We start from the raw sequence: 11568 nt of genomic DNA on the forward strand, positions 1-11568 counted from the left end.
ACCCCCTACCCCTACCCCAGAAAACAGCACGTCCCATCGGAGAGGGAATGGCTGAGGATGTGCCAGAATCTGCTGATGAGTTGCCCTCCCCTGTGATTAGCACGATTAATGTCGAGCCAATTCCGGCCACAGCGTTACTCAGTGCCAGTGAGCCAGAAGTTACTCCTAACACTGAATCTGTCGGGGAGGCATCCACGCCAGAGGCCTCTGTGCCCGCAGGTCGGCGGCGGCGGCGACGGGTAACCAGTAGCGAGCAACTTTCCCTTGATGCCAATGCTTAGGCGCAGTAATGTTGGAGCAACTCCACCCTGCCCTCATTCAAGAGTGGCTTGAGGCGGCTGCCACAGAGATTCCCAAGGGGGAACCGCTTCAGCGGCTACCGAGGGTGGGGTCTAATACCTTTGCCTTTGCAGTGGTTACGCCGGAGCACCAGTTTACGCTGGGGTGTTCCAGTTTGCGCTTTCCCTTGATGAGTGCAATTAAGCCCTTTTTACTACTGTATGCTTTAACACTGTGGCAAGAGCGGGTGTGGAGGTGGGTAGGGCAGCGCCCCTCGGATTACCCCTATAACTCTGTGTTGCAGTTAACCCTTGATCAGGGCTGGCCTCGCAATCCAATGATCAACAGTGGGGCGATCGCCCTCGCTAGCCAGTTGACCCATGTTGGCGGTGTCGCCGTTTTTCAAACTTGGCTCAATGAGTGTGCTGGTACGGAGTTACAAGTAGATCAGGAGGTGTTAGCGGCGGTCTATCGCCATCCCAACTGGCAAAATCGCACCCTTGCCCACTTCTTAGTGGAGTCTGGACGTATTGCCGATGCGGAGGTCGCCCTTGAGATCTACAATCAAGTGTGCTGTTTCCAAGCAACAATTGAGGAAGTGGCCCGCTTGGGTCTCCTCTTAGCGTTGCCCCATGAAAAGGTAAGCGATCGCCATCGCCAGCAGGTCAATGTGCTCCTGCTTAGCTGTGGCCTCTACGAGGATTCCCCTCGCTACGCCCTAGAGATTGGCTTACCTATGAAATCGGGTGTGAGCGGGGTAATCTTAGCCATTGTGCCGCGACAAGGGGCAATCGCCTGCTACAGTCCCCCCCTCGATAGCAGTGGCAACTCAATTTTGGGGCTATACTTGCTCCAATGCATCAGCCGTCACCTTGCCCTCAGTCCCTTGGGCTAACTGCACCACCAAGCGCCGATCCGGTTCTTCACCATAGCTAAAGGTTTCAAGGCGATCGCTTTCTACCTTAATGAGACTGTGAACGACACGCCGCTCTGCTGCTGATAGGGAGCGAATTTCAACGGGTTTACCCGTGTCGAGGACTTGGGCAGCCACCTGCTGGGCAATCTGCTGCAACTGCCGATAACGGGCACGGCGATAGCCCGCCAATTCCAAGGTAAAGGCTGTTTGTTCCTCCCGCGATCGCCCCAAGTTCAACGTAGCGTTGAGCAGATATTGCAGCGCATCAAGAGCTTGGGCATTGTTGGCCAGAAGTGCCTCAATTTGGGCAGCACTCAGGCATTGGCGATCAATTTCCAGCCAATGCCCCGGCACCACACCCGCTAATGGGGACTCCACCACAGCAACAGTTGTCTTAAAGCCTGCTAAAGCAAGCGCCTGTTCCAGCCACGCACACCCCGCAGCAATTGGATCAGCGGTCATGCCTCCCCTCAACCTGATGGATTACGCTTGGCTTTGGTGGCCTTGGCACTTTTGGCACCCTTGCCCTCAAAAGGAAGAGCAGCCCGATTCTTAATGGCTTCGGCTCGTTCCTGCTCTTCGACTAGTTTCTGTAGATTTTCCGGCAGTGGCTCCTGTTGCAGGATAAAGGTTTGCACTGTCTGGAAGATGTTGGCTATCAGCATATAGAGCAGTACCCCTGCCGGCAGCGGGAAAAAGAGGAACATCCCAGAAAAGATAATTGGCGTCAATTGATTCACGGTTTGCTGCTGGGGATTATTGCTGCTGCCTTGGCCAGAGAGCAACTGGTTGACGTAGAGACTAACGCCAAAGCCAAGGATCATGATCAGGATATCCCAGTGGATTGCCCCCCAATTAAACTGGCGTGTACCATCGGGCAGCGTTGTGAACAGCTCCCCTTGATCAATAACACCCACATGGCCAAGGGCAGAAATGAAGAGAAAACCTTTATCTGCCGCAATTCCTGGAATTGTGCCCTGAACGGTTACATCACCCGGTTGCAGGGCTTGCAGATGGCCTTCACTGTCAACGGTTGCCCGCTCTTGACCGCGAATGATTTGCCACTTAGGTTGCAAATGACTATTGGGATAGGCCGCCACTAGTTCACTAAAGGGCTTACCTTCCTTAGTCTGGAATTGAAGATCGACGGTTTGACCCACTGGAATTTTGGTACCGATGGGAATCACTGCCTGAATGGGGAAGTGCACTCCCTCGTCAACGTAAATATTTTGCGGTTTGGTGGCAAAGGGCTGGGCTAAGACCGTTTGATCGGCGGGAACAATCTGTAGGTTCAGCGGGTAATTCACATCGGCAAAGGGTGATCCGCGCAGGGTAGCAAAAAGGGCAAAAAGGATCGGCAACTGCAACAAAAGGGGAAAGCAACCCGCCAAAGGATTGCCAAACTCCCTATACACTTCTGCCATTGCCTTTTGCTGTTCCGCAGGATTATCCTTGTATTTTTGTTGGATTTCCTGCATCCGTTTTTGCATGATTGGCTGCACAACTTTCATGCGCCGCATATTGCGAATTGATCCTGCACTGAGGGGATAAACGGCAAAGCGCACCACCAGTGTCAGCGCCACAATAGCAAGGCCATAGCTCGGCACAATCCCGTAGAAAAAATCAAGGATTGGCAGCATGACATTGTTGGAGAGGAAACCGATACCAAAATCCATGGAATCCTGCAATTGAGGGTGAACAGTTAACAGAACTATCTTAGGTCTTAAGAACCAATCGCGCCACTCACACTTTTGGCAGCGGGACTCAATTTAGCAGCAATGTAGTTGTAGATTTCACGAAAACGAGGGACGGCGCGCATTTCTAAGCGGCTACCATCTTTGAGGGTAACCACCATATCGCCGTAGGCTCCCCAACCCCGAGGAACAGTGACGACTTTAGTGATTTCACCGTAGATGACATCGGAGCGATCGCGCCCCATCCAGCCACCAATTACGGTAATCCGCCGATTTGTAATCCGGTAGCGCAGCCAGAGGGCACGGACAATAGCACCGACCGTAAGGGGCAGACAAACCACCGTTAGCCCCAACAGTAAGTTGAGCACCAAGTCACCCCAGTGGGGACCGCCTTCGTAGAAAACGTCTTCGGAAATTCCTGGCATCGTCAGTACCCCTGCTTTGGCCATTAACTGCATCAATTCAGCGCGACAGTCCTCGTCACTGACTTGCAGTGCCGCCTGACGCACTACCACAATCATATCCCACCCTGCGGCTATCTGCGGTAGCAGTGGGTGGATTACCCGTCGCCATTGCCGCTTCAAACGGTTGCGATCGACAGCTCGCTTGCTGACCTTTTTGCTGACCACGATCCCCAGCCGTGGCGTTTCCCTATGGGATTGAGGCGCCAGCCAAAGAACAGCCAGCTTGCCGTGGTAGGCGGTTTTGTGTTCATAGACGCGGTCAAAATCATGGCGATCGCGCAGGCGATGTTGACGAGGCAGCACTAGACGGCAAGCCGTGCCCGTCCTTTACGCCGCCGTGCCTTAATGACGTTCTGCCCCGATTTAGTACGCATGCGCGCGCGGAACCCAGAGGTGCGTTTGCGTTTGCGGACAGTGCCGCCCAGTGTACGTTGCGTCATAGCTGTTGCAGTTATGATGGTTGATTAGAACAAACACTGCCCCAAAGGGCACGCCCTAGTCAGTCGTTAGAGCGATCTACAATCGTATCACTTCCCGTGAGACAGCGGTAGTCCTAAGAGACTATTGCCGTCTTGATCCTGTTGCCTATCATTGCTCACATTCTACGGACGAGGTTTACGTGATTAGCTCTGCCGAAGATCTCTGGCATCAAATTTTGGAGCGGTTGCAACTGTTGCTCAGTCGCCCGACGTTTGAAACTTGGATTAAGACAGCAACGGTGCAGTCCTTTGATGGCCAAACGCTGACTATTTGCACCCCCAATCCCTTTGCTCGCAACTGGTTGCAAAAGTACTATTTGAAAACCATTGCCGATGTGGCACGGGACATTGTTGGTGAGGCGGTAGAGATTGAGCTGGCGATCGCCCAAGGGGCAGAGCACGACCCCAGTATTCGCCCCACTAGTCGGGGTGAAGTAGAGGCAACTACCCCGCCGGCTCGCCACCGCGGCAGTGAACTAAATCCCAAGTATGTCTTTTCCCGCTATGTCGTTGGCCCCAATAACCGCATGGCCCATGCGGCCTGCTTGGCCGTGGCGGAATCACCAGGGCGGGAGTTTAACCCCCTTTTTCTCTGTGGCGGTGTCGGCTTGGGCAAAACCCATCTCATGCAGGCAATTGGTCACTATCGCCTAGAAATTGATCCCAATGCCAAGATTTTCTATGTTTCTACCGAGCAGTTTACGAATGACTTGATTGCCGCCATCCGCAAAGACAGTATGCAGAGCTTTCGCGAGCACTATCGGGCGGTGGATGTGATGCTTGTGGATGACATTCAATTTATTGAGGGCAAGGAATATACCCAAGAGGAGTTTTTTCACACCTTCAATACACTGCACGAGGCCGGTAAGCAGGTGGTTTTGGCCAGCGATCGCCCCCCCAGTCAAATTCCCCGTCTCCAAGAGCGGCTCTGTTCCCGCTTTTCCATGGGGCTAATTGCCGATATTCAACCCCCCGACTTGGAAACCCGTATGGCCATCCTCCAGAAAAAAGCGGAGTACGAAAATATTCGCTTGCCTCGGGATGTGATTGAGTATATTGCCGCCAGCTACACTTCCAATATTCGGGAATTGGAGGGGGCACTCATTCGAGCCGTTGCCTACATTTCCATCTCAGGGTTACCGATGACGGTGGAAAATATAGCCCCCGTCCTGAGTCCAACCACTCGTAAAATTGAAACCTCACCAGAAGTGATCCTGAAGGTGGTCTCTGAAGCGCTAAATGTGTCCATCAGTGATCTCAAGGGCAACTCCCGCCGCCGCGAGATTAGCATGGCACGTCAAGTGGGCATGTATTTGATGCGCCAATACACCGGCTTGAGTCTGCCGAAAATTGGTGAAGAGTTTGGCGGTAAGGATCACACCACCGTCATGTATAGCTGTGACAAGGTGGCTGAACTTCAACGTACCGATCCAGAAATGGGCAGCCTGCTGCGGCAACTTAGCGATCGCATCAATTTGGCCAGCCGTCCTACAGAGTCATAGTGCCCAGAGCCTTCCTATGCCAAGATAAAAAAACAGTCTTCAAAAGGGCATGAATGCACATCCTCATTCCCGCCGCCGGCATGGGTAAACGCATGGGGGCAAGCCACAATAAGCTGCGCTTGCAACTTCTTGGTAAACCCCTTTTGGCATGGACCTTGGAAGCGGTTGCTGCTGCCGAAGCAATTGAATGGATTGGTGTCATTGGCCAGCCAGAGGACTTTCCCGTTTGGGAAGCACTCCTGGGGGACTTGCACCTACCACAGCCTGTCCATTTGATTCCAGGTGGTGAGACCCGCCAAGCCTCAGTGTTTAATGGGTTGCAGGCACTCCCTGAAACGGCTGAGCAGGTGCTGATCCACGATGGTGCCCGCTGTCTGGCTACCCCTGATCTGATTAACCGCTGTGCCCACGCCCTAAAGACCTATGCCGGCCTGATTGCAGCGGTGCCGGTCAAAGATACAATTAAAATCGTCAACCGTGAAGGCGTTGTTGTCCAAACTCCAGAGCGGGACTCCCTTTGGGCCGCCCAGACCCCCCAGGGCTTTCGCGTCGAACCCTTGCGTATTGCCCATGAACTGGCAGTGGCCAAAGGCTGGGAGGTCACAGATGATGCTGCCCTCTTTGAACGCCTCGGCTATGCGGTGCACATTGTTTTAGGTGAGGAAACGAATCTGAAGATAACAACTCCCAGCGATCTCCCCCTTGCAGAACGAATCTTGCAGCATCGCCGCGAGCAAGGCCAAGGAGTGATAGCGTCTTAAGCCAAGGTTTCAGGGCAGTAGCCCAAGCCTTGAATAAACTGTTTGCGAAACGCTTCGATGTCATCGTAATTCGGGTAGCCATGGGAGACAATCGCCACTTGATAACGGCGCATCACATCCACCATTGACTGCCCGGTTTCCAGTGCCCACAGTGCCATTTTCAGCGAAATCTTTGGTGTGTAGGGGAACCCCAATTCGTTCAAGAAGGCGCGGAAATTTCCTGCTTGTGCGTCGCAGAGGGGCGAATGCATTTTAATGCGAACCACCCATCCATCTACTTGATGAATGACCGTAACAAACTGCACGGGTAGATTGGCGTATTCATGTAGGAATTGCACAACCCGCAGGGTAAGGCTGGCATTGCTTAGGTGATAGATGAAATCCATAGTGTTGACCTCTTACCCTTAATACTTTTATTGTCGGTGGCACAAGGAGCGATCGCCTAGGGGAATTGTCCGCGATTTGCTGGGGGAACTTCCCTATCCTTAGGATTGAGATAATCGCTGCTGGGGAGTGCCACTCAGCAGAGCATGAGCCGCTTGCAAAATTCTTGGAATCTTGTGCCGATGGGGACTGTTCTGCAAACAGGGGGCTAAATCCAAATGTTTGACCTGTGCCGCATTGGCACCTGGAAACCAGTGGCCGCCGTTGCCAAGCAAGTTATAGCGCATGCGGGCATACTCGAGCAAATCATAGGCCTGCACCAGATTCCATAGCCAGAGAATGATCGGGATATTCACTTCACCGGGGGTGTGGCGATAGTCCGGCAGCCCCTCATGCCAAGTGTGATACCAGTCTTCCCCTAAACGCTCAATGGCAGCTTGCTCCAGCCGTGTCAAGATCGGCGGCAGAATCTCATCGGCCTGATCTAATAGATGTAGCACCTTCAGGTGTTCATCAAAATCACTGGGGCGAGCAGCACCAATACTCAGCGTATGCACCTGGGGATGGGAGAGGCAAAATAAATCGTTAAAGACGATTGGGCTGAGGGGGGCACATAGTTCCACAAGCCGTTGGGGTGGTTTGTAGAGCATCCCCCCTTTATCCGCAGGGCTAATGATAAAGACGCCCATATCCCGGGCTTGGGCATCAAGGATGGCGGGCCAATTCTGCTGATTGATATAGTACCAATGCAGGTTGACATAATCAAAAACATCGCTGGCGATCGCCTGCCGAATCACTTCTAAGCTGCCGTGGGTAGAAAAACCTATGAAGCGAATCTTCCCTGCCGCTTGAAAGTCCCGTGCCACCTCTAGGCATCCCCCCGGTCGCAGCACTTGTTCTAGATGCTCTGGTAGGTTAATGCCATGGATCGCCAGCAAATCAATGTAGTCTAGCCGCAGATTGCGCAGCGACGTCTCCAAAGTTTCCCGAAATTCCTTGGCCGTGGGTCGCGGTCCCACTTTGGTTTGCACGATCAGTTTTTCCCGAGGCAACCGAGGTAGAATTTTGCCCAACTGCACTTCTGAGGTGCCATAGCCACGGGCAGTTTCAATGTGATTAATCCCCAGCTCAACGGCTCGGCAAATCGTCGCCTCTAGATTGCGTTGATTCTCCTCAGGAATTGTCCTCGCACTAATATCCTGCCATGAAAACTGATAGCGCATGCCGCCACAGGAAAAGACGGGCATTGGCAGTTGGGTGCGACCAAAGCGACGGTAGCGCATAGTAAACTCAACAAACCTTTCTTCATCATTTTCGCGGAATTCCCAATTCTACGCTAATGGGGGTGTTAGCGGCTGAGGCAGCGGAACTACGCACCACACCCACAACATCCACTGGTTTGGGCTAAGCTAGAAAAAGTGAGAAATTATTTTGTATGTCCCAAGGGAAAAGTGATTCTCTTTTGCCTTTACTGCTTTCTCTGCTGATTACCCTAGGCCTTCTGGGCATTGGTGCAGTGCTGGTGCTTCGCCTTATCAATAACGGCAAAATCATTGGCAATGGGGGTCTCCATCTAGGAACAACGGAGGGTCAATCTACGTTTACCCAAGTGAAGAATGTCCCCAGTGGACTTTTTAATTATGGCGGTAGCACCACTTGGGCACCTATTCGCCGCGATGTCGATCCACTGCTGCAAGCTGCTTGGCCTAATTTTCGACTACGCTACGTCGATCCCCCCACAGGAACGCCAGGGTCAGGCAGTGGTATTCGTATGTTATTGAATAATCAACTGTCTTTTGCGCAATCTTCCCGTCCCCTCAAGGACGAAGAGTTGGCTAAAGCAGCAGCACAGGGTATTCAATTAGCTGCGATTCCCGTTGCCATTGATGGGCTAGCGATCGCCGTCAATCCGAGGCTGGGCATCCCTGGACTGACAGTGCAACAGATTGCGGACATCTACACAGGCAAAATAACCAATTGGCAGCAGGTGGGCGGTCCAAGCCTAAAGATTATCCCCTTTTCCCGCCATCCCGAAGACGGTGGTACAGTTCAGTACTTTATTGAGGAGGTGCTAGGAAAGCAGCCTCTGAGCAACACTGTAGTCATAGTTCGGGATACAACCGATGGCCTACGGCGGGTCGCAGCTACCCCAGGGGGGATTTACTATGCCTCTGCCCCAGAGGTGGTGGGGCAGTGTACTATCCACCCCCTTCCCCTTGGCCAGCAAAAGGATCAATATGTGCCTCCCTATCAGGAACCTTACGTTCCTCCGGAACGCTGTCCCCAACAGCGCAACCAATTGAATTACCGTGCATTTCAAGAAGGGACTTATCCAATTACCCGCCGCCTATTTGTGATTGCTAAGGAAGGCAATAGCCCTGATGCCCAAGCAGGTCGTGCCTATGCCGATCTCCTCCTGACCGATCAAGGACAAGCAGCCATTAAAAAGGCAGGGTTTGTGCGCCTGCGCTAGGGAGCGATCGCCCGTTGCACAGGGTTTTGGACAAAATCAGTATTCTGGCACTTTCACCCCAGATAATAGATCTTGCCATCTGCTTCTTACTCTAGATCCATGACCTACAAGCGACTTAGTGACAGCGAACGCCAGCGTGTTTTTCAACAGTACACCGCCGGACAAACAATTAAAGCTCTGGCCGCGGAATTTGGTGTGAGTGAAAATACCATTCGCCGTGTCATCAAACAGATCGAGGAGGAAGCTGCTGCCTCTGAGGTTGAAGAAGTGCCCCTACTCGCAATGGCAGCAGCGGATGAGATAGCAGAGGAGGATGACCTCGACGCAGAACCAGCAGAGAGCGTTGCCCTCGATGAGGATGACTATAGCGATGAAGATCTCGAAGACGAGGACGAAGAGGCACTGGATGAAGACATTTCTCTACCTGATCTTGCCGATGTGGAAGTAGTGCAGTCGGTGGAGATTATGCCCCTTGCGGAGGCTGTGCTGCCCCGTCCTTGTTATGTCGTAGTGGATCGACGGGCTGAATTACTGACTCGTCCTTTGGAGGCCTTTCGCGGTTTAGGTGCCCTCTCTAGGGAAGAGGCTCAACAAAGCACCTTACCCATTTTCGATAGCCGCCCTGTGGCTCTCCGCTATTCTCAGCAAAATCAACGCCTTTATAAAGCCAGCGATGTGCAGTGGCGCAAGACAGTTGTCAAGGTACCCGACGGGGAAATGCTGCGGAAAGTGCGCAGCTATCTTCAGTCCAAAGGCATTACGCGCTTGCTTTACCATGGGCGGGTATATGCTCTTGATTAAGGTAAGCTAGGGGGGGTACCGCTCTTTTCATGGGGATGGAACATACTCGAAAGGGTTCAACCACCTTAGAAAAAGGTTGTCATGAGCGGGGCTGTCTCCCTTGAAGTGTTGGTAGATTGGGTACAACCGATATGAAAGCAATGATCTTGGCGGCTGGAAAAGGCACGCGGGTACGCCCGATTACATACACCATTCCTAAGCCAATGATCCCAATTTTGCAAAAGCCCGTGATGGAATTTCTCGTCGAACTCCTCCGCCAGCACGGGTTTACCGAAATTATGGTCAATGTCAGCCACTTGGCCCATGAGATTGAAAGCTACTTTCAGGACGGGCAGCGCTTTGGGGTAGATATTGCCTACTCCTTTGAAGGCTATATTAAAGACGGTGAACTGGTGGGGAAAGCCCTGGGTTCTGCAGGGGGGATTAAGCGAATTCAAGATTTTCACCCCTTTTTTGACGATACGTTTGTTGTTTTGTGCGGCGATGCCCTGATTGATTTGGATTTGACAGCAGCTGTGGCTTGGCACCGCCAAAAGGGGGCGATCGCCACCGTGATTATGAAAACAGTGCCCAAAGAAGATGTTTCGAGCTATGGCGTTGTTGTTACCGATGAGCACGATCGCATTGTTGCCTTCCAAGAAAAACCCAGTGTTGAAGAAGCCCTGAGCAACAATATCAACACAGGGATTTATATTTTTGAGCCAGAAATTATCGACTATATTCCCTCCAATCAGGAATACGACATTGGAAGTCAACTGTTTCCCAAGCTAGTGGAAATGGGTGCCCCCTTCTATGGGTTGCCGATGGACTTTGAATGGATCGACATTGGTAAAGTACCCGACTACTGGCAAGCGGTGCGGGGCGTTCTCGACGGCACAATTAAGAATGTTTCGATTCCCGGCCATGAGCGGTTTCCGGGAATCTATACTGGGCTGAATGTGGCGGTTAATTGGGATAAGGTTACGATCCAAGGCCCGGTGTACATTGGCGGCATGACGAAGATTGAAGACGGAGCAACAATTATTGGACCGACAATGATTGGTCCCAATTGCCACATTTGCAGTGGTGCGGTGGTTGATAACTGCGTGATTTTTGAGTATTCTCGCCTCGGATCCGATGTTCGCTTAGTGGATAAACTGGTCTTTGGGCGCTACTGTGTCGATAAAACAGGCACCACAATTGATCTGAAAGCCGCTGCCCTTGATTGGCTGATTACCGACTCACGGCAAACGGATATCCAGCCGGGTCCCCCTGAATTGAAGGAGATTGTATCCCAAACTTCACTTTAAGCTCATGACATTTGCGGATCAATTGCAAAGCGGTTTTACACTTTTTTTGAGCCTCCTGGTAGAGGCGTTGCCTTTTTTACTATTGGGGATTTTGCTCTCCAGTGGACTACTGCTGTTTGTGGACGAGCAGGCACTGATTCGTCGCTTGCCGCGATCGCCCCTGCTGGGGGCTTTGGTGGGCAGTTGCATCGGCTTTCTTTTTCCGGTATGCGAGTGTGGCAATGTGCCGGTGGCGCGGCGATTACTAATACAAGGGCTGCCGACCTCCGTGGCCATTGGTTTTTTGTTGGCGGCACCCACGATCAACCCAATTGTAATTTGGGCAACTTGGACGGCCTTTCGCGATCAGCCGGAGATTGTGGTGTTTCGTGTCCTCTTTTCACTGGCGATTGCCACCCTCATTGGCTGGGTCTTTAGTTTCCAAAAAGATCTAACCCCCTTTTTGCAGCCCACCGTTACCAGTCTGATGCGTCGTTCCCAACCCCAAACAACGGCTGTTCCTGCCCTATTGCAGTCGGGCACCTAC

At 52.4% G+C, this 11568-nt stretch carries 13 protein-coding genes and 2 pseudogenes; 8 read left to right on the top strand and 7 right to left on the bottom strand.

What is annotated here, in order from left to right:
- Nucleotides 1-281: pseudogene (locus P3X23_RS11025) on the top strand (ribonuclease E/G); the annotation flags it as partial.
- 8 nt (nt 282-289) lie between these two features.
- The gene (locus P3X23_RS11030) at nt 290-1174 is read left to right on the top strand and encodes a glutaminase (RefSeq protein WP_300876687.1); all 885 of its coding nucleotides are present in this window, start codon (nt 290-292) and stop codon (nt 1172-1174) included.
- On the opposite strand, the gene P3X23_RS11035 is transcribed toward P3X23_RS11030, so the two are convergent.
- The 5 genes and pseudogenes from P3X23_RS11035 to rpmH all read right to left on the bottom strand — a co-directional run bounded on the left by P3X23_RS11035 (nt 1121) and on the right by rpmH (nt 3793).
- Complete coding sequence (locus P3X23_RS11035) at nt 1121-1657, bottom strand: R3H domain-containing nucleic acid-binding protein (RefSeq protein WP_300876689.1); 537 nt, start codon at nt 1655-1657, stop codon at nt 1121-1123. The genes P3X23_RS11030 and P3X23_RS11035 overlap by 54 nt on opposite strands.
- A gap of 8 nt (nt 1658-1665) precedes the next feature.
- On the bottom strand, nt 1666-2871 hold the full coding sequence (yidC, locus tag P3X23_RS11040) for a membrane protein insertase YidC (protein WP_300876691.1): 1206 nt from the start codon (nt 2869-2871) through the stop codon (nt 1666-1668).
- 47 nt (nt 2872-2918) lie between these two features.
- Nucleotides 2919-3314, bottom strand: coding sequence for a PH domain-containing protein (locus P3X23_RS11045; RefSeq protein ID WP_300876713.1), 396 nt, complete (start codon nt 3312-3314; stop codon nt 2919-2921).
- Nucleotides 3315-3338: 24 nt separating this feature from the next.
- Nucleotides 3339-3656 (bottom strand): annotated as a pseudogene (rnpA, locus tag P3X23_RS11050) (ribonuclease P protein component); the annotation flags it as partial.
- The gene (rpmH, locus tag P3X23_RS11055) at nt 3656-3793 is read right to left on the bottom strand and encodes a 50S ribosomal protein L34 (protein ID WP_099799755.1); all 138 of its coding nucleotides are present in this window, start codon (nt 3791-3793) and stop codon (nt 3656-3658) included. The gene rpmH and the pseudogene rnpA, both read right to left, overlap by 1 nt.
- A gap of 179 nt (nt 3794-3972) precedes the next feature.
- On the opposite strand from rpmH, the gene dnaA reads away from it, so the two are divergent.
- On the top strand, nt 3973-5334 hold the full coding sequence (dnaA, locus tag P3X23_RS11060) for a chromosomal replication initiator protein DnaA (RefSeq protein ID WP_300876694.1): 1362 nt from the start codon (nt 3973-3975) through the stop codon (nt 5332-5334).
- Between the two features lie 53 nt (nt 5335-5387).
- Complete coding sequence (ispD, locus tag P3X23_RS11065; RefSeq protein WP_300876697.1) at nt 5388-6095, top strand: 2-C-methyl-D-erythritol 4-phosphate cytidylyltransferase; 708 nt, start codon at nt 5388-5390, stop codon at nt 6093-6095.
- Here the strand turns inward: ispD and P3X23_RS11070 are convergent.
- Together P3X23_RS11070 and P3X23_RS11075 are read right to left on the bottom strand one after the other, a co-directional pair.
- Nucleotides 6092-6481, bottom strand: a complete 390-nt coding sequence (locus P3X23_RS11070) for a hypothetical protein (protein WP_300876699.1) — start codon at nt 6479-6481, stop codon at nt 6092-6094. The genes ispD and P3X23_RS11070 overlap by 4 nt on opposite strands.
- A 99-nt stretch (nt 6482-6580) precedes the next feature.
- Entirely contained in the window at nt 6581-7762 is a 1182-nt protein-coding gene (locus tag P3X23_RS11075) for an aldo/keto reductase (RefSeq protein WP_300876702.1), read from the bottom strand.
- Between the two features lie 152 nt (nt 7763-7914).
- Between P3X23_RS11075 and P3X23_RS11080 the strand changes: the two genes are divergently transcribed.
- The 4 genes from P3X23_RS11080 to P3X23_RS11095 all read left to right on the top strand — a co-directional run.
- Entirely contained in the window at nt 7915-8952 is a 1038-nt protein-coding gene (locus P3X23_RS11080; RefSeq protein WP_300876705.1) for a PstS family phosphate ABC transporter substrate-binding protein, read from the top strand.
- A 99-nt stretch (nt 8953-9051) separates the two neighbouring features.
- Complete coding sequence (locus P3X23_RS11085; RefSeq protein ID WP_300876707.1) at nt 9052-9753, top strand: helix-turn-helix domain-containing protein; 702 nt, start codon at nt 9052-9054, stop codon at nt 9751-9753.
- 131 nt (nt 9754-9884) lie between these two features.
- Nucleotides 9885-11042: an NDP-sugar synthase gene (locus P3X23_RS11090; protein WP_300876710.1), complete on the top strand. Its 1158-nt coding sequence runs from the start codon at nt 9885-9887 to the stop codon at nt 11040-11042.
- 4 nt (nt 11043-11046) lie between these two features.
- Nucleotides 11047-11568, top strand: a 522-nt coding sequence (locus P3X23_RS11095) for a permease (RefSeq protein WP_300876716.1), incomplete at its 3' end; no start/stop codon positions are given.

The sequence above is a fragment of the Thermosynechococcus sp. Uc genome (assembly GCF_029335995.1).
In the GTDB taxonomy this organism is placed as follows: domain Bacteria; phylum Cyanobacteriota; class Cyanobacteriia; order Thermosynechococcales; family Thermosynechococcaceae; genus Thermosynechococcus.

Coding starts and splice junctions, on each gene's coding strand:
- P3X23_RS11030 (WP_300876687.1), top strand. CDS start 290: ATGTTGGAGCAACTCCACCCTGCCCTCATTCAAGAGTGGCTTGAGGCG.
- P3X23_RS11080 (WP_300876705.1), top strand. CDS start 7,915: ATGTCCCAAGGGAAAAGTGATTCTCTTTTGCCTTTACTGCTTTCTCTG.
- P3X23_RS11070 (WP_300876699.1), bottom strand. CDS start 6,481: ATGGATTTCATCTATCACCTAAGCAATGCCAGCCTTACCCTGCGGGTT.
- P3X23_RS11085 (WP_300876707.1), top strand. CDS start 9,052: ATGACCTACAAGCGACTTAGTGACAGCGAACGCCAGCGTGTTTTTCAA.
- P3X23_RS11075 (WP_300876702.1), bottom strand. CDS start 7,762: ATGCGCTACCGTCGCTTTGGTCGCACCCAACTGCCAATGCCCGTCTTT.
- P3X23_RS11035 (WP_300876689.1), bottom strand. CDS start 1,657: ATGACCGCTGATCCAATTGCTGCGGGGTGTGCGTGGCTGGAACAGGCG.
- yidC (WP_300876691.1), bottom strand. CDS start 2,871: ATGGATTTTGGTATCGGTTTCCTCTCCAACAATGTCATGCTGCCAATC.
- rpmH (WP_099799755.1), bottom strand. CDS start 3,793: ATGACGCAACGTACACTGGGCGGCACTGTCCGCAAACGCAAACGCACC.
- ispD (WP_300876697.1), top strand. CDS start 5,388: ATGCACATCCTCATTCCCGCCGCCGGCATGGGTAAACGCATGGGGGCA.
- P3X23_RS11090 (WP_300876710.1), top strand. CDS start 9,885: ATGAAAGCAATGATCTTGGCGGCTGGAAAAGGCACGCGGGTACGCCCG.
- P3X23_RS11045 (WP_300876713.1), bottom strand. CDS start 3,314: ATGCCAGGAATTTCCGAAGACGTTTTCTACGAAGGCGGTCCCCACTGG.